The sequence below is a fragment of the Stenotrophomonas sp. AR029 genome (genome assembly GCF_047520695.2).
GTDB lineage: Bacteria > Pseudomonadota > Gammaproteobacteria > Xanthomonadales > Xanthomonadaceae > Stenotrophomonas > Stenotrophomonas sepilia.
In genome coordinates this window covers 1066661-1088663 of sequence record NZ_JAXBQQ020000002.1, presented here as the reverse complement: position 1 = coordinate 1088663, position 22003 = coordinate 1066661, and the positions used below count along the sequence as shown (strand labels likewise).

The 22003-nt window shown below is 66.6% G+C and carries 13 protein-coding genes and 4 tRNA genes; 11 read left to right on the top strand and 6 right to left on the bottom strand.

Annotation, left to right across the window (positions count from 1 at the left end; all coding sequences use genetic code 11):
* Window positions 1-82: 82 nt before the first annotated feature.
* Window positions 83-1174 (top strand): redox-regulated ATPase YchF, encoded by a 1092-nt coding sequence (gene ychF / locus ACM0PB_RS11625; protein ID WP_005415403.1) that lies wholly within the window; start codon window positions 83-85, stop codon window positions 1172-1174.
* Between the two features lie 503 nt (window positions 1175-1677).
* Here ychF and ACM0PB_RS11620 read toward each other — a convergent pair.
* The 6 genes from ACM0PB_RS11620 to ACM0PB_RS11595 all read right to left on the bottom strand — a co-directional run bounded on the left by ACM0PB_RS11620 (window position 1678) and on the right by ACM0PB_RS11595 (window position 16069).
* The gene (locus tag ACM0PB_RS11620; protein ID WP_329953306.1) at window positions 1678-4926 is read right to left on the bottom strand and encodes an autotransporter family protein; all 3249 of its coding nucleotides are present in this window, start codon (window positions 4924-4926) and stop codon (window positions 1678-1680) included.
* 263 nt (window positions 4927-5189) lie between these two features.
* Complete coding sequence (locus ACM0PB_RS11615) at window positions 5190-5831, bottom strand: response regulator (RefSeq protein ID WP_049416983.1); 642 nt, start codon at window positions 5829-5831, stop codon at window positions 5190-5192.
* Window positions 5828-9055, bottom strand: a complete 3228-nt coding sequence (locus ACM0PB_RS11610; protein WP_065186357.1) for a hybrid sensor histidine kinase/response regulator — start codon at window positions 9053-9055, stop codon at window positions 5828-5830. The genes ACM0PB_RS11615 and ACM0PB_RS11610 overlap by 4 nt, the downstream gene beginning before the upstream one ends.
* A 121-nt stretch (window positions 9056-9176) precedes the next feature.
* Window positions 9177-10400, bottom strand: a complete 1224-nt coding sequence (locus ACM0PB_RS11605; protein WP_065196890.1) for an EAL domain-containing response regulator — start codon at window positions 10398-10400, stop codon at window positions 9177-9179.
* Window positions 10397-13168, bottom strand: a complete 2772-nt coding sequence (locus ACM0PB_RS11600) for a response regulator (protein WP_414604518.1) — start codon at window positions 13166-13168, stop codon at window positions 10397-10399. Before ACM0PB_RS11600 ends, ACM0PB_RS11605 begins: the two co-directional genes overlap by 4 nt.
* A gap of 162 nt (window positions 13169-13330) precedes the next feature.
* The gene (locus tag ACM0PB_RS11595) at window positions 13331-16069 is read right to left on the bottom strand and encodes a TonB-dependent receptor plug domain-containing protein (protein WP_414604519.1); all 2739 of its coding nucleotides are present in this window, start codon (window positions 16067-16069) and stop codon (window positions 13331-13333) included.
* Window positions 16070-16239: 170 nt separating this feature from the next.
* Between ACM0PB_RS11595 and ACM0PB_RS11590 the strand changes: the two genes are divergently transcribed.
* The 10 genes from ACM0PB_RS11590 (at window position 16240) to rplK (ending at window position 21999) form a co-directional block, all read left to right on the top strand.
* Window positions 16240-17259 (top strand): cyanophycinase, encoded by a 1020-nt coding sequence (locus tag ACM0PB_RS11590; protein ID WP_095377075.1) that lies wholly within the window; start codon window positions 16240-16242, stop codon window positions 17257-17259.
* 105 nt (window positions 17260-17364) lie between these two features.
* On the top strand, window positions 17365-18381 hold the full coding sequence (locus ACM0PB_RS11585; protein ID WP_139726761.1) for an isoaspartyl peptidase/L-asparaginase family protein: 1017 nt from the start codon (window positions 17365-17367) through the stop codon (window positions 18379-18381).
* Window positions 18382-18518: 137 nt separating this feature from the next.
* Window positions 18519-18604: transfer RNA gene (locus ACM0PB_RS11580), tRNA-Tyr, on the top strand.
* Between the two features lie 24 nt (window positions 18605-18628).
* Window positions 18629-18702 (top strand) — tRNA-Gly (locus tag ACM0PB_RS11575).
* A gap of 49 nt (window positions 18703-18751) precedes the next feature.
* A tRNA-Thr gene (locus tag ACM0PB_RS11570) sits at window positions 18752-18827 on the top strand.
* A 41-nt stretch (window positions 18828-18868) separates the two neighbouring features.
* Entirely contained in the window at window positions 18869-20059 is a 1191-nt protein-coding gene (gene tuf, locus ACM0PB_RS11565; protein ID WP_065178958.1) for an elongation factor Tu, read from the top strand.
* A 102-nt stretch (window positions 20060-20161) separates the two neighbouring features.
* Window positions 20162-20237 (top strand) — tRNA-Trp (locus ACM0PB_RS11560).
* A 49-nt stretch (window positions 20238-20286) separates the two neighbouring features.
* Window positions 20287-20700, top strand: a complete 414-nt coding sequence (secE, locus tag ACM0PB_RS11555; protein ID WP_004145202.1) for a preprotein translocase subunit SecE — start codon at window positions 20287-20289, stop codon at window positions 20698-20700.
* A 10-nt stretch (window positions 20701-20710) separates the two neighbouring features.
* The gene (gene nusG, locus ACM0PB_RS11550) at window positions 20711-21271 is read left to right on the top strand and encodes a transcription termination/antitermination protein NusG (RefSeq protein WP_004154362.1); all 561 of its coding nucleotides are present in this window, start codon (window positions 20711-20713) and stop codon (window positions 21269-21271) included.
* A 299-nt stretch (window positions 21272-21570) separates the two neighbouring features.
* Entirely contained in the window at window positions 21571-21999 is a 429-nt protein-coding gene (rplK, locus tag ACM0PB_RS11545) for a 50S ribosomal protein L11 (protein WP_004145248.1), read from the top strand.
* The last annotated feature ends 4 nt before the right edge of the window (window positions 22000-22003 follow it).

Here is a 22003-nt window from a genome sequence, read left to right as displayed (position 1 = left end):
TGGTCGGTACGGAGAATGATTGGAAAAGCAGCGCCCAGGTCGCTGTTTCCCCAATCACTTTCACCCCAGAGAGCTGTCACCCATGGGTATCAAATGCGGCATCGTCGGCCTGCCCAACGTCGGCAAGTCGACCCTGTTCAATGCGCTGACCAAGGCGGGTATCGCCGCGGCGAACTTCCCGTTCTGCACCATCGAGCCGAACGTCGGCATCGTGCCGGTACCGGATCCGCGCCTGAACGAGCTGGCGGGCATCATCAACCCGCAGAAGGTCATCCCGACCGCAGTCGAGTTCGTCGACATCGCCGGCCTGGTAGCCGGCGCCGCCAGCGGTGAAGGCCTGGGCAACAAGTTCCTGGCACACATCCGCGAAGTCGATGCGATCACTCACGTGGTGCGCTGCTTCGAGCACGGCGACATCGTGCACGTGGCCGGCAAGGTCGATCCGATCTCGGACATCGAAACCATCGATACCGAACTGGCGCTGGCCGACCTGGACAGCGTCGAGAAGGCACTGAACCGTGCCGAGCGTGCGGCCAAGGGCGGCGACAAGGATGCAGCGGCGCGCAAGCCGGTACTGGCCAAGCTGCAGGCGGCGCTGTCGGAGGGCAAGGCCGGCCGCTCGGCCGGCCTGGACGAGGAAGAGAAGGCGCTGGTGCGCGACCTGTTCCTGCTGACCCTGAAGCCGGTGATGTACATCGCCAACGTGCTGGAAGACGGTTTCGAGAACAACCCGCACCTGGAAGCCGTGCGCGCGCATGCCGCCGCAGAAGGCGCGCAGGTGGTACCGGTGTCGGCCGCGATCGAAGAAGAGCTGTCCCAGCTCGACGACGAGGACCGCGATACCTTCCTGGCCGACCTGGGCCTGAGCGAGCCGGGCTTGAACCGCGTGATCAACGCGGCCTACAGCCTGCTCGGCCTGCAGACCTACTTCACCGCTGGCGTGAAGGAAGTCCGTGCGTGGACCGTGCGCAAGGGCGCCACTGCCCCGCAGGCCGCCGCGGTCATCCACACCGACTTCGAGAAGGGCTTCATCCGCGCCGAAACCATCGCGTATGACGACTTCATCAAGTACAAGGGCGAAGCCGGCGCCAAGGAAGCAGGTCGCCTGCGCCTGGAAGGCAAGGAATACCGCGTGCAGGAAGGCGATATCCTGCACTTCCGCTTCAACGTCTGATCCGGCGGCAACGGATCGACCCCGGACGCCCCGCCCTGTGCGGGGCGTTCGCGTTTCCGGCGATGGACAAAAAATCACCACACTGCGAAACGCTTGCGGCGTGACGTTCGCCGGCACTTGTCCACAGCAAACTCCCATCGCTTTCCACGCCACATGTGGAAAACCGCACAGCTCCCCTGTAGAGCCGAGCCTACGCTCGGCTCAGGGGGTATCAGCAGAGCGTGGGCTCGGCTCTGCCAGGTTGCCTGTGCAATATGGACAAATTTTCACCACGCTTCGAAACGCCTGCGGTGCAATGCTCGCACCCACTTGTCCACACCAAATCCCAACCACTCTCCACGGCGGATGTGGAAAACCGCGCATGGGCGTGGACAAAAAAACGCCACACCCTGAAACGCTTGGTGCGTGGAGCTCACCGCCACTTGTCCACACCAAACTCCCACCGCTTTCCACGCGGCATGTGGAAAAAGCGCCCGGCACTCCCTTGCCGGGCACTTCCCGCATCACCAGGTGTACGACACGCCCAGCTGGGCACCGACGTCGCGGAAGCCCATGCCGCCGCTCTGCCGGCTCAGTTCGCCCCAGCCGCGCCAGCCGCCGGACAGATCCACCTGTACACCGGCCTTGGCCTCGTAGATGTCGCGCGGCAACTGCCGCTGCAGCCGTTCACCGTCCATCGCCAGGCCCGCGCCATTGCCGCCGGACCACCAGTTCACTGCCACGTACGGATGCACCTGGCCCTGCGCCGCGCTCAACCCACGGCTGTACAGGCGCAGGCCGAGGCGGGTGCTGGTCTCGTCACCACTGCGGTCTTCGACCACCGTGCCGTTGGCCTCGACCACGCGGTCGCTGTCATAGCGGCTGTGCACTACCTGCAGTTGCGGTTGCAGGTAGATGCCGCGCTGCGCGGTGCGCCGCAGGGGCAGCACATAGCCAGCTTCGGCCGATGCACTCCAGTTGCGGGCGTCATAACGTTCCTTCTGCAGTCCATCGCCCTGCACGCTGTTGCGGAAGCGGCCGTACTGCAGCCAACCATCCACATAGGCGCCGCCTTGCATGCGTGCATCCTGCAGCCAGGTGGCATAGGCACCCACACTGGTGCCGGTGACCACGCCACGCGCGGTGTAGCCGGTCACCTGCGAGCGGCTGTCATTGCGCGCGCGGCCGTGGCCGAGCATCGCACCTGCCTGCAGTTCGCCCGCGCCGCCCACCTCGAAGCGACGGCCGACGCCGACCAGCACGCTGCTGATCTGCCCATCGACCTGGACCTGGCGGTTGCGGTCGTGGCTGTCGGGCTGCGCGCTGCGAAGGTGCATCCAGGCCACGGCATCGCTGCTGGCGCCGGCCTCGGCGGCGGGGTCACCGGCGCGGTCGTGCAGGCTGTGCCGGAACATGCCCAGCGCGGCGTTGCGGTTGGCCAGGTAAGCCGCCGGTTCCGGGCGTTCCACCTGCGGGCGCGGCGGGTCGATCGGCGGTTCCGGCGGCAACGGCGGGTCGACCGGCGGTTCCGGCGGTGACGGCGGGTCGACCGGCGGCTCCGGCGGCTGCGGCGGATCAATCGGCGGTTCCGGCGGCTCCGGCGGATCGACGGGTGGCACGTATTCCGAACGCAGGTACCAGTTGCCATCATCCGGGGTCGACACGCCGCCCTTGAACAGGAAGTAGTCGTAGGCACCGGCGACCGCGCGTCCCTGCAGGCTGAACTGTGCATCGGACTGGCCGCCAACGGTGATCAGGCGGATACCCTCCTGCGTCAGTGCACCGGCACCGCCGGCATTGCGCACGCTCACGCTGGCAGTGCCGCTGCTGTTGCCATTGATGACCAGCTGGTCGCCCAGCGAAGTGTCGTCACCCAGTGCACGGTTGAAGATCCACTGGCCCCCGTTGCCCACATAGTCGCCGCTGACAGTGACGGTCTTGAAGCCGCTTGCCCCCGGGGTATCGAAGGCGATGGTGCCGGCGTGTTCGAGCGCGCCGACGCTGGAACTGGCACGCACGTTCCACTGGCTGCTGCCATCCAGCGCAAGGTGTGCGACCTGGTAGCCGGAGTCGTTGCGCAGAGCACCGCTGAACGTGGTGCCGTTGCCCAGCACCATGCGTACGTCAGCCGTTGCGCTGTCGACCACCACGTCACCGCGCAGCGTGCTGGCGTCGGCGCTGAAGTCGATGCGGCTGGTCGCCACGCTGCTGCCATCGGTGAACACCGTGTCGCTGACGCGCAGCAGGCGCCCGCTGCCGTCGCCTGCGGTCACATCGCTGCCATTGACGGTCAACGCATGGTTGCTGCCCTGCAGCCAGAACGCGGCGCCGCTGGCGGTCTCGATGTGGCTGTCATTGAAGGTGGCGCGGTTCCAGTACGGGCCGAACGCGGTCAGGTAGGAGCGGTAGCCACCGCTGTTGCTGCCGGTCATGCGGATGTCCAGGCGATCGGCCTGGGTCAGCCGCGCGGTGTTCATGTGCACGATGCCGAACACGTTCTCGCCGTCGCCGCGGATCGCAACGGTGTCGAGCAGCGCGGTGGCGGTGGAGCCACCGATGAACACGCCGCCACCCCCGTTGCCGCGCATGTCGATCACGCTTCCGGTGGCTTCAATGCGGCTGGCGGTGCTGCCGGTGGAACCGGTCACGCGTACGCCATAGGTCGCATCGCCGTGCGTGGTGATCCGGCCGCCCTGCACGGTGGCGACACCGCCAGCGATCTCGACACCGTAGCCGTAGGTGTCGGTCCAGGTGTCGATGGTGCTGTCGGTCAGCTGCAGGCGCGACTCATCGCTGGCCAGCCAGAATCCGGAGTAGCCATCACGCACATCGAACGCGGCGTCGCGGGCGGTCAGCTGCCCCCAGCTGTTGATGTTCACGCCATAGCCGCCGACGGTGTAGAAGCTGCCGCCGTTGATCACTGCGCTGGAATAGGTCTTGCTGATGCGGCTGCCGAGCAGGCGCATGCTGCCACCCACCGAGTGCGCTTCCACGTTCTCCAGCAGCACGCTGCCACCACTGTCGATATCGAACCAGCCGCCTTCCATGTAGGTGTCATACAGCTCGGCGCGGCTGCCCGCGCCATCGACGGCAACGCCGGCGAGGATGCCACCGGGAGCGAGGGTGATGCGGCTGTTGCGGATCGTCAGCAGGCCCGCGCTGTCGGCGCGCAGGCGGGCACCACCGTCGGCGCTCATCTGCAGATCGGCCAGGTGCAGTTCACTGCCCTTGCCGGACGCACCGGCCAGCGCCGCACCGGTACCTGTCACTGAAAGACGGCCCCCGGTGTAACGGATCACGCCACCGTTGTAGGCCTGCACGCTGCCGAATCCGCTGCCGTTGCGCGTGGCATCGATATCGACATCGCGCGCATCGATCACGCTGCCGGCGCCATTGGCATACAGTGCGTAGAAGCCAACGCCGGTAGCGGGTGCGATCGACATGGTGGCACCGCGCAGCTGCACCTGGCCGCCACTGGCAGCAGACACGGCGCTGCCATTACCGGTCACGTTGATGCGGCTGCCATCGATCAGTGCGCTGCTGCCAGCGCCGGTGACGGTCAGTGCGAAGCTGCCCGCGCCATGGGTGAGGACATCATCGGCACCCAGCTGCAGGTTGTTGCCGTCGCTGACCTGCAGGGGCCCGGTCAGATCGGCGGCGTGGACTGGCAGTGCCGCCCACAGGGCGGTTGCCAGCAGGCTGGGAAGGAGGGGAGCAGGCGCGAGGCGCGCGCGCCCGGACGCTCGGCGGCGCCGAGTGGGGGAGGCGTACATGCTGTTGGACTTCCTGTGGCAGGGCGCAGCAGGGCTGCGCGGACTGGCGCGGCAGGGCCGCGTCGCTGCGGAAGCCACACGCGATAGCAGCTGCAGGCGCCATCGGGCTTCCGTCCCCCACGGCGACGCGGTTGCTGCCGGCAGGCGCACCATGGCGGGATGCGTCCAGCCTAGAAATCGGCACTGTCCTATGGAATCAGGCGTTTCCTAAAGCCGTCGCAGGCCCTCGTACGGGGCCCGCAGGATTCAGCCTGGAGTGGGCCTCAGGCGAACAACGAGGCCTGCAGGCAGTACTCGATCAGTGCCTGGTCACTGTCCACGCCGAGCTTGCGCATCGCACTGATCTTCTGCGTGCTGACCGTCTTGGCGCTGCGCTGCAGCTGGCGTGCGATGTCGCCCACGCTCATGCCGCCGGTAAACAGCCGGATCACTTCCAGTTCGCGCGGCGACAGGCGTGCACGGACCGCATCGGCATCGGCTGGTTCGCTCGCCGCGACCGGCAGCAGGCCCGGTGGCCGGTAGACGCGGTCGGCCAGCACCACGCGCAGGGCCTGTACCAGGCTGCCCAATCCATGGCTCTTGAGCACGACGCCGCCGGCGCCGGCGGCATACATCGCTGCAACCAACGACGGATTGGACACCATCGTCAGCACCAGCAGGCGCGTCTCCGGGAAGCTGCGGCGCAGGAACGAGATCAGCTTGATGCCGTCACCGAAGCGGTCGCCCCCCGGCATGCTGTAGTCGGTGATCACGACCTGTGGGCGGGTGCGGGTCATCAGTTCGATCAGCGTCGCCGGGTCGGCCGCCTCACCCACCACGTCCAGGTCCAGTTCCCCGGCCAATACGTCGCGGATGCCGGCAAGCACGATCGGGTGGTCGTCGGCGATGAGGATCCGTGTGGTCATGGCAGGGTCGGGTCGTCAGGTGGGGAAGGGGAGGCCGCATCAAGCAGCGGATGCAACAGCTGTTCGAGGCGTCGCTGGAAGTGGGCAAGCGACGCCGCCTGGGTGGTCAGGTCATCGCCGCTCGCAAGGCTGTGCTCGATCTGCAGGCCGCTGTCCACCAGGGCGGGTGCGCCCACGATGACCAGTGCGCCACGGATGCGATGCAGTACCTGCACCACGCGCGCGGGATCGGCGCTGGCAATCGACTGGCGCAGGCTGTCCAGGTCGGCCTGCATGGTCTGCACGAACAACGCCTGCATCCTCGCGGGAACCTGCAGCGGGAGATCATCATCGCCCGTATCGGTGGATTCCGGTGCTTGCGATGGCGCGGGAACCGTTGCGTCGCCCCGGGTTATCCCGATCAGCAGGCGTTGCAGCGCTTCCAGCGTGATCGGCTTGACCAGCACGCCCTGCATGCCCGATTCCTGGCAGCGCTGGCGTTCGGCCGGGTCGGCATTGGCGGTGGCGCCGTGGATCGGCACGCTGACACCGCGCGCCCGCAAGGCGCGCGCCAGGCCATAGCCATCCAGCCCGGGCATGTTCAGGTCGGTCAGCACCAGCGCGAACTCGTCCTGCTGCCAGTAGCCCAACGCTTCATTGCCGTCGCTGGCGACCACGGCGCGGCAGCCGAGCTGTTCCAGCTGGTCGCGCAGGATCGCCTGGTTGATCGGGTTGTCCTCGGCCACCAGCACCTGCAGGCCGAAACGGCGCGTCGCCGGCAGGCGCCCTTCGGCGCTGGCCGCCAGCGGCTGGCCACTGGCGGCAGCCAACGCGAGCACGATCGCGTCGAACCGGTGCAGGCCAACCTGCCAGGCGCCATCGATCTGCCGTGGCCGCACGCCGCCGTCGCGGCAGGCAACCGCACGCGGTCCATCCACCCACCCGGGCAACGCGTCGCCCAGGACCAGGTCGAGCAGCACGGTGGACGACGGCAAGCCCGCCGCGCTTTCATCGCGGTACACGCTGGCCAGTGCACCGCGCTGCTGCAGGCGGTCGCACAGTGATTGGACCAGCTCGCGCACACCACCCCGCACCTGTACCTGCAGGCCCGCAGGCAACTGCGGCGCAGGAGATTGCTGCGGATCGGCCGGCGCCGGGGGCAGCGGCAGTTCTACGCTGAAGCTGCTGCCCAGGCCGCTCTCGCTGACCACGCGCAGCTGGCCTTCCATCAACGCCACAAGATGCGCGCAGATGGAAAGGCCCAGGCCGGTGCCGCGCATCGCATCGGTGCCCGGGTTGGCCTGGAAGAACGGCTCGAACAGGTGTGCCTGGTGCTCGCTGGCAATGCCGATGCCGGTATCGGCGACCTGCCACTGCAGCCAGCAGCGCTGCTCTTGCCAGCGTGCCGAGACGCGCACCACCACGCGTCCGCTGTCAGTGAACTTCAGCGCGTTGCTGATCAGGTTGTTGAGTATCTGGCGGATCCGTGCCGCATCACCGCACACCACGGACGGCACGTCGGCATCGATGCAGGCGTAGAACTGCAGCCCTTTGCTGGCGGCCGCGGCAGCATACGAGTCGAGCGCATCCTCGGTCAGATGCACTGGATCGAACGGGCTGGGTTCCAGGCTCAGTTGCCCGGCCTCGGCCTTGCTGACATCGAGGATGTCGCTGATCAGTTGCATCAGCGTCGAGGACGAACGCTGGATCGTCCCCAGGTAGTCCCGCTGACGCGCATCCAGTGGCGTGAGTCCGAGCAGTTCGAGGGTGCCGAGCACGCCGTACAGCGGCGTGCGGATCTCGTGGCTCATGGTGGCCAGGAACTGGCTCTTGGCCCGGTTGGCCTGGTCGGCGGCACGGCGCGCCTGCTGCAGCACCTGCTCGGCTTCGTGCTGGCTGCTGAGATCGATGAACAGACACAGCACCGCCGGCTCGCCGCGATAGCGCGCCGGCGTCGCGGTCACCAGCAGGTGGCGGCCTTCGGGCGTGGTGTAGGCCAGCCCATCGCCGAGCGTGGTGCCTCCAGCGGACAGCACGCTGCGCCGCCAAGGGCCATGCCAGCCTCCGCTGTGGTGGTCTTCGCCCAGCCAGCGGCGGGCGAGGGTGTTGTCCAGCAGCACATTGCCATCGGTACGGTGCAGCAGGCACAGCCCGATCGGCGCGTTGTCCAGGATGGTGCGGCTGAAGGCTTCGCTTTCCAGCAGCCGCGCGTGGTTGCTGCGCAGCGGCTCGATGACCGAACGCCGATACGCGCGCAGCACCAGCGTGCCACCCAGTGCCAGCAGCAGGGCCACCACCGTCGCACCGAGCAGCGGCCCCTGCGGGTGCTGGAATACCTGCCGCCAGCTGACGTGGTAGACCGCCAGCCAGCCGCGCTCGCTGCGCATGCGGAACTGCAGGCCTCCCAGGCCTGCCTGCCAGGAGGTGCCAGCGTTGCTGGCATCTGCAGCATCGCCCAGCAGGCGCTGGCCATCGGCATCGAACAGCGACAGCCGTTGGAACACCGGAACACCCAGCACCTGCCGGTAGTCATCGACGCGTGCCGGATCGAGCAGGCACGCCAGCGCGGCCTGCGAATCCTTGCCGTCCTCCCCCCACAGGCGCGCATCCTGCGGAGCGTGGGCGATGGCGAGCAGCCAGGTCTGCCGGTCGCGCCACGGCACGCTTACCCAGGCGATGCCGCCGCGCTGCAGCGTGGGCCGCGTACCCAGTGCGCGGTGGATGTCGGCGATCGCCGGTCGCAGGTGATGCGGGCTGTTCTGGCTTGCATCGGTACCGACGGTCTGTACCGGTGCCAGCAGCCCGCGTGTGCCCTGGCCATCGACCAGCAGGCATTGCGGTGGTGGGTAGCGCGAAGCGGACCAGAACGTGCCGTAGAAGCGCAGGAACCGGTCGCCCAGCTCGGTCGGTGGCGAACGACCGGCCCCCTCGCTCCCGATCACCGCGAAGTTGGCATACAACGGACCGCGTTGCAGTTCCACGCTGGCATCGGCAACCGGCTGGCCTCGTACGCCGACATCATGCAGCCGCCACTGGCGCAGGAAGCGCTCCTGCTCGCGCAACGTGCCGTCCAGGCGGCGGAAGTGGTACTCGATCTTGCTGCGCTCTTCGTTCAACAGTTGCGAGCCGGCCGACAGCAGCAGTCCGGCCTGCAGGGTCGCCAGCACCACCACGCCGATCAACAGGGCATGGACGCGGAGCGAGCGGCGAGCGAGTCGGCGTACAGGAGCGGCCTCGGCCGGCATGGCAGGTCTCAGGGCATGGGGCGGACATCGGCACCGGTGGCGGCGCGAAGTCCGCCGCTACTGCATAGACAGGATCATCAATGCCGCTTGATGTTTTTGTGAAGCCGTCGTGGAATCCGCGTCAGCGCAGGGCGGCCTGCGGTCTTTCGTCCAGTTGCGGTGCTTCCTCGTCCAGCAAACGGTTGAATTCGTCCGACGGCAGCGCCTGCGAGATCAGGAACCCCTGCACCTGGCTGCACCCTAACTGCCGCAGTGCGGCCAGGTCGGCATCACTTTCCACGCCCTCAGCCACGATGATCAGGCCCAGCTGGTTGGCCAGTGCGATCACCGTCGACAGGGTCAGGTGCAGGGCCGGGTCACGGGCGCAGCCACTGACCAGCGCGCGGTCGATCTTGACCTCGGTGAAGGGGGTATTGACCAGGTTGTGGACCGAGCTCAGGCCCTGCCCGAAATCATCCTGGGCCAAGCCGAAGCCCTTCATGCGCAGCCGGCAGGCACCGGCATAGAAGTCGCTGACGTGCCGCGTGGTGCTGTTCTCCATCAGTTCGAAGCACAACTCGCCGGGCGTCCCGCCGTGGGCCAGGGTCAGCGCCAGCAGCTCATCGGGCAGGTCCGACTGCTCCAGCAGATGAGGCGGCAGGTTGATCGACACCGGTACCCGGAAGCCCTGCTTGCGCCAACGCGCCTGTGCGCTGATGCTGGCCTTGAGCATCATCCGCAGCAGGTCGCCCTCCAGCCCGTAGCGGCAGATCGCCGGCAGGAAGCTGCCGGCGGCCAGCGTGCCCAGCTGCGGGTGGCGCCAGCGCACCAGTGCTTCGGCCGCCACCACCCGTCCGGACTGCAGTGACTTCTTGGGTTGGAACCACGCCGTCAGGCTGCCATCGGCCATCGCCTGGCGCAGCTGCGACGCATCCGGTTCGGGGACTGCCGCTGCCGCGAGTGAGGGGGCCTTGTCGGTGGCCGGGCGCGCCTGCGCCAGCGCCTCGAACAGCGCGTCCACGTCGGCGGCCGCCACCGGCTTGGGCAGCAGGCCGATCACATCCAGCCCCAGCGATTCGGCCATCAGCCGTGCCGAGGTCATCATCCGCCGCGGGGCCGCGCTGACCACGGCAAGGCGCGGCGGGCGTGGTTGCGCCGCCAGTGCCTGGATGAACTGGATGCCGTCCTGCCCGGGCATCAGCAGGTCACTGACCACCAGGTCGTAGGGCTGGCAGGCACACAGTGCGATGGCGGCATCCACGTCTTCGCAGGCATCGACCTGGACACCGGCGCGGCTGCCGAACAGATTGGCCAGGAAACCACGTTGGAAGGGCTGGTCTTCCAGGATCAGGACGCGCTGGGTCATGCGGGGTCTCCTTGGCGCAGGGCGGTGAGCGCCTTGCGCAGGCGGGCGATGTCGACGGGTTTGCTGAGGTAGCCCTGCATGCCACTGGCCAGGCAGCGCTCGCGCTCTTCGGCGGTGGCATTGGCGGTGGCGCCGATCACCGGTACCGGGTTGCCGTCATCGCGCAGCTGGCGGGCCAGCGCGTGGCCGTCCATGCGCGGCATGTTGATGTCGGTCACCACCAGATCGAAGCACTGCTCGCGGCACCGCTGCAGCGCTTCCATGCCATCCTGTGCCAGCTCCACGTCGCAGCCGAGGGTGCGCAGCTGCTCGGCCAGGATCACCCGGTTGATCGGGTTGTCCTCGACGGCCAGCACGCGCAGGCCCAGAGGCATCGGTGGTGCCGTGCGCGTGGCCTCCGGCTGCGCCGCGCGCTGCTGCTGCACGCTGGCCAGCGCCTTGCCGATCGCGGTCATGCCGTGCAGGGTCACCACCAGGCTGCCGTCGGCGGCAGTGATCGGCTGGTCACCGCCCTCGATCGATGCCACCACGCGCGGGCCCGACCAGGCCAGCGGCATCCCGGCTTCGCCATCCATCAGGATCGCGCCGTCATGGTCCAGCAACGCCGGGTCACCAAGCAGGGGCTGCGCGTTGGCGCCCCAGCGACACAGCCAGCCACAGGCACTGTCGACCAGCTCGCGGTCGCGGCCGCGCACCAGGATCGGTGGTTCCGGCAGCAGTGTGGGGCCATCCTCGGCAGCGGCCAGCACCGGCAACGGCAGGCGGACGCTGAAGCTGCTGCCCAGCCCGGGTTCGCTCACCACCTGCAGCTCGCCGCTCATCAGGCGTACCAGGCGGTCGCTGATGGACAGGCCCAGGCCGGTGCCCTGCGCGCTGGCTGCGCCGCGGACCTGGCGGAACGGTTCGAACAACCGCGCCTGTTCCTCCGCAGCGATGCCCACGCCGGTATCGGTCACCTGCCATGCCAGCACGCTCGATTCACCTTCGCGCTGCACCTGGCGCACGCGCAATACCACCCGGCCATGCTCGGTGAACTTGATCGCGTTGCTGAGCAGGTTGCCCAGCACCTGGCGGATGCGGTCGGCATCACCGAGCACCCGTGTCGGCAGGCGCGGATCGGTACAGACCAGGATCTGCAGGCCCTTGCAGGTGGCCGACGCGGCGAAGCTGCGCAGCACGCTCTCGGTCAGCTCGCGCGGCGAGAACGCCGTCGGCTCCAGACTGAGCTGTCCTGACTCGATCTTGGAAACATCCAGCACATCGCTGATCAACTGCAGCAGGACCGACGAGGAACTCTCGATGGTGCGCAGGTACTGCGACTGCCGGGCGTCCAGCGAGGTGTGCCCCAGCAGCTCCAGCGTGCCCAGCACGCCATACAGCGGGGTGCGGATCTCATGGCTCATGGTGGCCAGGAACGCGCTCTTGGCCTGGTTGGCCGCATCGGCGGCCTGGCGTGCCGACGACAGTGCGGCCTGTGCCTGGCGGTGCCGGGAAATATCATGGAAGACGCATAGCAGCACGTCATCGCCCTGGTAGCGGCAGGCCGCGTGCAGCACTTGCAGCTGGCGCCCATCGCGGGCGGTGAATTCAAGTCCACGCCCGCGTTCGCCGGCATGTCCGCGCCATGGTGCCTGCCAGTCGCTGTGTTCGCCTTCTTCGCCGAGCCAGTCGCGCAGCAGCTGGTTGGAGAGCAGCAGCGCGCGGTCGCTGCGGCGCAGGACGCAGATGCCGACCGGCGCCATGTCGATCACCGTCGAACTGAAGTCCAGGTTCTCCAGCAGGCGGCGGTGCTGCTGCAGGGCCGGCTGGATCAGCTGGAGGTCAACGCGATGCCGTAGCAGGCGCAGCGCAACACCGGCCAGCAGCAGCAACAGCACGCAGACCAGCAGGGGCACGGCCAGGTCGCCCAGCAGCAGCGGCGGCGGCAGGTGGTAGACCAACCGCCAGCCGTCATTGCCGACACTTTTCACCAGCGCTACGCCGCGCGGCAGGCCGCCGCTCCACAACGTGCCGAAGCTGTCGTCCTGGCGCTCCCGCAGGGTCTTCCAGCCCGCACCATCCAGCCGCGGTGCCTGGCTGGACAATGCAGGCTGCCCCGCACGGTCGAGCAGCGCGTAACCGCCAATGCCCTGGCCGTCGATCATGCTCGCCGCCGCCGCGCCATCGAGCAGCAGCACCAGCCACTGCGCCGGTTGGGGGCCCGCCTGTACCGGCTGCGCCAGCGCAACGCCACTGTCACCCGGCCGCAGCCAGTACACCGGGTCTGCACCCTGGAGGCTGCCGCTGCGTGCCTGCAGCGCACGCAGTGATGGCAGGTGCACCAGGTCGACGTCGACCTCGCCCCCGGCCAGCCAGTGCGCGCCGCGTGCATCGATCAGCAGCAGATGCGTCTGCAGTGCCTGCAGCGTGTGCTCGGCGCGCGCTGACAGCAGCAGCCGCTGGCCCGGCTGGCCACCGGGACCATCCAGCGGCAGCTGGCGCACGCCCTCGCTGTCTGCGGCCGGTGCATTCGGGTTGCCGGCCAGTACCGAATCCCCCAGGTAGCGCAGCAGGGCTTCGCGCTGGTCGAAATAGATCTGTGCCTTGTAGGCCGCTGCATTCATCTCGCGGCGATGGGTCGAGATGTCTTCGGTGAATGCCGTGAGCAGGTAGAACCCGGCCGCGGCGGCCAGGCAGATGAAGACGCAGACGGTCAGGCAGCGCAGCAACACCGACGCGGTGGTCGATGGCACGGCCTGCTGCAGCGAAGGGCGGGGAAAGCGGAACATGCAACGATGCTAGGGAGCGGCGCTGATGGCGCGGAATCAGCTGTTTCCTAAAATCCCCCGCTGGCCGGTCAGGCCGGAGCCTGCGCGTGGGTACCGTTCAGGCGGCGGAAAAGAGAACCCCCGCCGAAGCGGGGGTCTCCTGTATCGGCGCTGGCCAGGCACTTACAGTGCGCTGCCACCGAACTTGTGGGTGTACTGCAGGTTGATCGTGCGGCCGACGCTGTCGAACCAGGACACGTCGTAGTACGGGTAAGCGGTGTAGGTACGGTCCTTCGGCGGCATCTTGTTGAACACGTTGACCACCGACAGCGACAGGCGCGAGTGGTCGTCGACGCGGTACTGCAGCGAGGCGTTGTAGCGATAGGTCGCCTTCACGTACGGGCTGTCGCCGCTGTCCCAGTCGAACACCTGGTCGTAGCTGTCCGAGGTCGGCAGCTTGCCCAGGCGCGAGCCGTACACCGTTGCCGACCACGCATCCTTCTCCCAGGTTACGCTCAGGCTGGTCTTGGTGCGCGGAATGTCGAAGCCACTGTTGACCGCGAACTGGTCTTCGGTGCGGTCGCCGGGGTAGCGCTGGAAATCATGCTTCTTCACCCAGGTGTGCGTGCCGTTGAAGATGAAATCGCCGATGCCCGTCTGCAGGCGATAACGCAGGCCGGCGTCGATGCCGGAGGTGGATTCGCGGGCGACGTTGATCGGCTCCACGCGCACGCCATACAGGCGTCCGTCGTTGCTGCGGGTGATGCGGGCGAGCGCGTCCACGCAGGTCGGCGAATTGATGTCGGCGCTGCCCAGGCGGCAGTTTGCTTCGTTGGCCAGGAGCGTGCGCACGTCCATGTCCTGCACCTGGTTGCGCATATCGATGTCAAACCAGTCCACCGACAGGTCCAGGCCGATCGCCGGTGACCAGACAAAGCCGGCGCTCCACGAGGTGCTGGTTTCCGGGTCGAGCTGGCGGTTGCCGGTGCGGCTGCGGATCAGGTTGCGCTCGTAATCGGAACAGTCGCTGGCCTCCTCGAGGCGGCAGGTGTACAGATCCTCGGCGCTGGTCTCGTCGTTGCCCGGTCCGGCAAACACATAGTGCAGGTCCGGTGCACGGAATGCGGTGCCGTAGGAGCCGCGCACCAGCAGGGTATCGATCGGGCGCCATTCCAGGCCGCCGCTCCAGGTCTCCTTGCCGATGCTGTGTCCGGAATAGCGGTACTGGTCGTAGCGGCCCGCCACGCTCAGGTTGACCGTGTCGTGCAGCGGCATGCGCAGCTCCGCAGCCGTCGCCCAGCGGTTGCGCGAACCCTTGCCGTCCGAATCCTTCCAGCTGTAGTAGTAGTACCCGGTCGCCAGCGGATCGGGGTTCAGAGAATAGGCCTGCTGGCCCACTTCCACGGTCGCGGCAAACCCGGCATCGCCACCGGGCAGTGCGAACAGTGCTGCGTTGGTCAGGGTGAAGGCGGCGGTTTCCGTGCGCGACTTCGGAGTGTAGGTGGTACGCGCGGCGATCGAGTCGTACTCGGCGCGGGTCAGTGGACGGTACAGGCGTGACGGATCGGCGTTGTAGACCGGGAAACCGTCGTCATCCACGCCCAGCTGCGGGCCGAGGAACAGGTCATTGGCCTTGGCGGCAATGATCTGTGCCCAGCTGATGCGCGACTGGTACTGCGAATGGCTCAACGCCGCTTCGTAATCCCAGTTGCCAATCAGGTTGCCCTTGAAGCCGATGGTCACGCTGAAGGTCTTCTGAGTGCTGCGCACCATGGCGTTGCGCAGGCCGCCCATTTCCTCGGGCGAGAACTGTCGCTGCCAGAACTCGATCTCGCCAGTGGCTTCGTTGTTGAAGTAGCCCGACTCATCACCGTTGGCATCCATGCGGCCCCACTGGGTGACGTCGCGCATCAGCGACATCGTGTGGTAGCCGAGCTGCACGTCGGCGAACCACTGCTGGCCATTGTCGAAGTCGTAGCTCAGCGACGCGTAGCCGTTGGCGCCGCGGCGCTTGCTGAGGATGGTGCCGTAGCCGATCGAGCTGTCGCTGCCGCAGTAGTAGCCGTACTTCGGGCGGTAGGCACGATAGGTGCTGCCCTGGTTCTGGCCGGACAGCGCTTCGCAGGTGGCGGCGCCCGGGCCCAGGTAGTCATCGTTGTAGTCGGTGCGAAGATAGGCACGGCGCGCGATGCGCGAACCCTCGGTGGGGCCATCCTGGGTCGAGTCCTGGATGTCACGGTCATAGGCCCACAGCGGGGTCTGCGACTGCAGCTCGACGCTGTACACGGCGTTGAAGTTGCCACGGCTGAAACCGCTGGCCAGGCTCATGTCGAACGACTCGCCGCCGCCTTCGCTGGTGGTGCCCATGCGCATGTCGATCGTGGTGCCGTCGGCCTTCTTCTTCAGGATGAAGTTGACCACGCCGGCGATCGCGTCCGAGCCGTAGATGGCCGAGGCGCTGCCGGTCAGTACTTCGATGCGCTCGATCATGCCCAGCGGGATGTTGGAGACATCGGTGAAGTTGCTGCGGCCCTTGAACGGCATCGGGAAATCGGCAATACGCCGACCATTGACCAGCACCAGCGTGTGGTTCGGGCCCAGGCCGCGCAGGTCCACCTGCTGGGCGCCCGGCGAGAAGTCGGCGCCACTGGAAGACTGCTGGCTCTGCGTCTCACCGCCGTTCTGGGTCATTGCACGCAGCACGTCCGGCACGGTGGTGAAGCCACTGGAGCGGATCTGCTCGGCATTGATCACCGTGATCGGAGCGGGGCCTTCCACCTGGGCGCGCGGAATGCGCGAGCCGGTGACCTGCACCGCGTCCAGTTGTTGCACCGAAGAGGAAGCCGGTGCCTGGGCCGCCGCGGAAGCAGCCACGCCCATCAACGCCAGCTGGATCGACCACGCCATCGCCTGTCTACGCATGAGGAATTCTCGGAAATGAAGCCGGCCCGCAGAGGAGGGGCCCTGTCCCCCATTCAGACTTCCGGAATGGGCGCGCGCATTTAACGCCTTTTTCATGTCCTTGACTACTGGGCCCCTATCTGGCAAAGAGTGAAAACGCTTGCAAGTCGATTTTGTTCAGGGAGATCAAGATGCGACGCCTCGACCGGATCCTGCCTGGCCCCTTCGCCTGGCTGGCGCTGCTGGTGCTGGCCTGGCCATTGGCCACGCCCGCGCAGGACCTGCAGGGCCCCGGCTTCGCCTATTACGAAATCGGCGATCTGGAATCCCCGCGTCCCGGTCCGCGCGCGCCCGCCATGATGCTGATGGGCGGTGGCGAGTGGGTGCCGGAGGCCTTCCAGTGGTGGCTGAAGCAGGCCGGCAATGGCCGTGTGCTGATTCTGCGCGCCTCCGGTGGCGACGAACTGCAGGACCGCCTGTACCGCGAGATCGGCGGCACTACCGCAGTGCAGACCCTGGTCTTCGACAGCCGCCGCGGTGCCGATGATCCGGCGGTGCTGCGCGTGGTCGCGGCGGCCGATGCCATCTTCATTGCCGGCGGCGACCAGTCCCGCTATATCCGCTTCTGGAAGGGCACCGCACTCAACCGTGCACTCAACGCCCATGTGCGCGCCGGCAAGCCGATTGCCGGTACCAGCGCTGGCCTGGCCATCCTCGGCGGCTATGCCTATGGCGCCATGGATGGCGGCAGCATCACCTCGGCCGGTGCGCTGGCCGACCCGATGGGCAGTGCCGTGACCCTGGACAGCGGCTTCCTGCAGATGCCCTACCTGCAGCGCGTGGTCACCGACACCCATTTCGACAAGCGTGACCGGCTCGGTCGCCTGATCGTGTTCGTGGCACGTGCCGCCCAGGACAGCGGCGACCCTGACATCGTCGGCATCGGCGTCGATGAGGACACCGCCCTGTGCGTTGAGCCCGATGGCCGGGCCCAGGTCTACAGCGCAGATGGCGAAGGCAAGGTCTGGGTGGTCAGCCCCGGCCGCGACGCCGACCGCCTGGTGGAGGGCGAGCCGCTGCGCTTCCATGCGGTGCCGGTGACGGTGGTCGCCAGCGGCAGCCGCATGCGGCTGGATGATTTCCAGGCCGAGGCCGATTACCAGGCCGTGGCCGACGTCAGCGACGGCGAGATTGAGTTCACGCTTCGGTAGTACCGGCCGCTGGCCGGCAACCCACCTTCCTGATGCGACCGGTGCCGGCCAGCGGCCGGCACTGCCGGTGCAATCCATTCACTACACCTGCTGGAGATGTACCCGATGAAACTGCGCCTGGTGCTGTCCGCGCTGCTGTCCCTGCCGTTGCTTGCCCAGGCCGCCCCGGCCGCCTCGCCGTTGCTGGTCATCCACGGCGGTGCCGGTGTCGAGCGCAAGGACCTGTCGCCGGCTGAAGAGAAGGCTGCGCGCGACGCGTTGCGCGCGGCGCTGCTGAAGGGCCATGCCGAACTGGCGGCCGGTCGCCCGGCGCTTGCAGCCGTCACTGCGGCAATCACCGTGCTGGAGGACGATCCGACCTTCAACGCCGGCAAGGGCGCGGTGTTCACCCATGACGGCCACAACGAACTGGATGCCGCAGTGATGGATGGCGCCACCCTGGCTGCAGGTGCGGTGGCCGGCGTGCAGCGGGTGCGCAACCCGATCCTGCTGGCCCAGGCCGTGATGCAGAAGTCCAGGCACGTGATGATGGTCGGGCAGGGTGCCGAGGCATTCGCGGTGGAGCAGGGCATCGGCCTTGTCGATCCATCCTACTTCCGTACCGACAAGCGCTGGCAGCAACTGCAGCGCGCATTGAAGGAAGAGGCCAGTGGCCAGGCGCACGCCGACCTGGAGACCGCAAGGCACTTCGGCACGGTGGGCGCGGTTGCCTTGGATGCGCAGGGGCAGCTTGCCGCCGGCACCTCCACCGGTGGCATGACCAACAAGCGCTATGGCCGTGTGGGTGATTCGCCGATCATCGGCGCCGGTACCTGGGCCGACGCGGGCTGCGCGGTATCGGGCACCGGCTGGGGCGAGTACTACATCCGGACTGCGGCCGCGCACGAGATCTGTGCGCGCATGCGCTACCAGCGGCAGACGCCGGAGCAGGCCGGCAGGGGCGTGATCAACGAGATGATTCCGAAGATGGGCGGCGACGGCGGCGCGATCGTGCTTGCCGCAGACGGAAAAATGGCCATGCCGTTCAACACCCGGGGCATGTATCGGGGCTGGATCGGCGCCGATGGCGTCCCCCATGTCGCAATTTTCGCCAGCGAGACCCTGTCGGTCCCTGGGCAATAACCTTGCGTATCAATGGGTTTGCGACAACGTGTGAAAAAGATGGAAAAAAGCGTTGACAGCCCCCCGCCTGATCAGCAGAATAAGCGGCTCACCACCACACACCGCAACGCTTCGGCGGCAACGGGTTGGGGTGGTAAGGAGGGATACCCAAGCGGCCAACGGGGGCAGACTGTAAATCTGCTGGCTTACGCCTTCGGTGGTTCGAATCCACCTCCCTCCACCAGTTTCACGTTGTGACATTCCCGGCGCGGGAGTAGTTCAATGGTAGAACCTCAGCCTTCCAAGCTGATGGTGCGGGTTCGATTCCCGTCTCCCGCTCCATTGAATGAACTTTGAATATTATCGAGTTCATGTCATAATGCAAAACTCGGCTCACGTAGCTCAGTCGGTAGAGCACTTCCTTGGTAAGGAAGAGGTCGAAGGTTCGATTCCTTTCGTGAGCACCATCTTAAGCATCACCTCTCAGACGAATTCGAGATAAGCAGCCATGGCCAAGGGTAAGTTCGAGCGCACCAAGCCGCACGTCAACGTCGGCACCATCGGTCACGTCGACCACGGCAAGACCACGCTGACCGCCGCACTGACCAAGATCGGTGCCGAGCGCTTCGGTGGCGAGTTCAAGGACTACTCCTCGATCGACGCCGCGCCGGAAGAAAAGGCGCGTGGCATCACGATCTCGACCGCGCACGTCGAATACGAATCCCCGACCCGTCACTACGCCCACGTTGACTGCCCGGGCCACGCTGACTACGTCAAGAACATGATCACCGGTGCCGCCCAGATGGACGGCGCGATCCTGGTGTGCTCGGCCGCTGACGGCCCGATGCCGCAGACCCGTGAGCACATCCTGCTGTCGCGCCAGGTCGGCGTGCCGTACATCGTCGTGTTCCTGAACAAGGCCGACATGGTGGACGACGCCGAGCTGCTCGAGCTGGTCGAGATGGAAGTGCGCGAGCTGCTGAGCAAGTACGAGTTCCCGGGCGACGACACCCCGATCATCGCCGGTTCGGCCCGTCTGGCGCTGGAAGGCGACCAGAGCGACATCGGCGTGCCGGCCATCCTGAAGCTGGTCGACGCGCTGGACAGCTGGATTCCGGAGCCGGAGCGTGCGATCGACAAGCCGTTCCTGATGCCGGTGGAAGACGTGTTCTCGATCTCGGGCCGCGGCACCGTGGTGACCGGTCGTATCGAGCGCGGCGTGATCAAGGTTGGCGACGAAATCGAAATCGTCGGCATCCGTCCGGTGCAGAAGACCACCGTGACCGGCGTTGAAATGTTCCGCAAGCTGCTGGACCAGGGTCAGGCAGGCGACAACGCTGGCCTGCTGCTGCGCGGCACCAAGCGTGACGACGTCGAGCGTGGCCAGGTGCTGGCCAAGCCGGGCACGATCAAGCCGCACACCAAGTTCGAAGGCGAAGTGTACGTGCTGTCGAAGGACGAGGGCGGCCGCCACACCCCGTTCTTCAACGGCTACCGTCCGCAGTTCTACTTCCGCACCACCGACATCACCGGCGCCGCCAAGCTGCCGGAAGGCGTCGAAATGGTGATGCCGGGTGACAACGTCAAGATGGAAGTCACCCTGATCAACCCGGTGGCCATGGACGAAGGTCTGCGCTTCGCCATCCGCGAAGGCGGCCGTACCGTCGGCGCCGGCGTGGTCTCGAAGATCATCGAGTAAGCCTGCAGTACCGGTGGTTGCATAGCGCCGCCGGTTACGCGAATGGCGGGCCGGGAACCTCGGTCCGCCTTCGCCGTCTAAGGGAAGGCAAGTTTTCAACGTACGCCAGTAGCTCAATTGGCAGAGCAGCGGTCTCCAAAACCGCAGGTTGGGGGTTCGAGTCCCTCCTGGCGTGCCATCTGCCCACCTTATCCAGCGGCCTGGGCCGCTAAAGCAGACACAGCCGGATGAATAGCAAGATCGAACACTCCAAGGACAACTCCGCCAACGGTGGAGATATCGTCAAGTATGTCGCCGCATCGCTGCTGGTGCTGGCCGGTCTGTTCGTCTGGTTCTGGTTCTCCGCGGACTCCGGTCGCGCCGCCCAGCTGGGTGCGTGGGCGGGTCAGTTGCGTGCATTGGCGGTCGTGGTCGGTCTGGTTGGCGGTATCGGCGTGTTCATGCTGACCGGCAAGGGGCGCGACACCCGCGAATTCCTCTCCGAGTCGCGCTTCGAACTGCGCAAGGTGGTCTGGCCGACGCGCCAGGAAGCCGTCCGCATGACCTGGGTCGTGATCGTCGTGGTGCTCATCCTCAGCCTGCTGCTGGGTGGCTTCGACTTCCTGATCCAGAAACTGACTCAGTGGTTCCTGAGCCGCTAAGGAGAATTGCATGAAGCGTTGGTACGTCGTTCACGCCTATTCGGGCTTCGAGAAGTCGGTGGCGCAGGCTCTGCGCGATCGCATCGTCCGTGATGGCATGGAAGAGCGCTTCGGCGACGTCCTGGTCCCGACCGAGGAAGTGGTCGAGATGCGCGCCGGCCAGAAGCGCCGTTCCGAGCGCAAGTTCTTCCCGGGTTACGTGCTGGTCCAGATCGAGACCCACGAGGAAGCCGGCATTCCGCGCATCGACAACGAAAGCTGGCATCTGGTCAAGGAAACCCCGCGGGTCATGGGCTTCATCGGCGGCACCGCTGATCGCCCGCTGCCGATCGCCGATTCCGAGGCCGAGGCCATCCTGAATCGCGTTCAGGAGGGTGTCGAGAAGCCGCGTCCGAAGGTGCTGTTCGAGCCGGGCCAGATGGTTCGCGTCACCGACGGTCCGTTCAACGATTTCAATGGCGTCGTCGAAGAAGTCAACTACGAGAAGAGCCGTCTGCGCGTCTCGGTGCTGATCTTCGGTCGTGCCACTCCGGTCGAGCTCGAGTTCGGCCAGGTCGAAAAGGCCGTCTGACCTGTGCTGTCGAGTCGAGCCATGCTCGGCTCCGGGGTATGGATGGTGCGGTAGTCGGGCAAGGCTCGACTCTCCAAAGGGAACCGGGCCTGGCCCGGTTCCGTTCGTTTACCTGCCGCTTCAGGCATGTGAAGAAAAAACCTGTTATAGTGCGCGGCTCCCCGCTGGGAAAGCCAGCAGGACGAGGCCGCCGCAAGGTGGCCTTCAGCATGATTTCAAAACGCGATGCCGGGACGCGTGATTCCCGGTCCGATGGGGAGCCTGTTGTCGAAAGGCGCTAGCACCCGGAGAGCACTCACATGGCAAAGAAAGTTGTCGGTTACATCAAGCTGCAGGTGAAGGCCGGTCAGGCCAACCCCTCGCCGCCGGTCGGTCCTGCGCTGGGTCAGCGTGGCCTGAACATCATGGAATTCTGCAAGGCGTTCAACGCTGCCACGCAGAAGCTCGAGCCGGGTCTGCCGGTTCCGGTGATCATCACGGCCTACTCGGACCGTACGTTCACCTTCATCACCAAGAGCACCCCGGCTACCACCCTGCTGAAGAAGGCCGCTGGCATCTCGTCGGGCTCCAAGCGCCCGAACACCGAGAAGGTCGGCAAGGTCACCCGTAAGCAGCTGGAAGAGATCGCCAAGGCGAAGGAACCGGATCTGACTGCCGCCGATCTGGACGCCGCCGTGCGTACCATCGCTGGCTCTGCCCGTTCCATGGGCCTCGTGGTGGAGGGTTAATAAG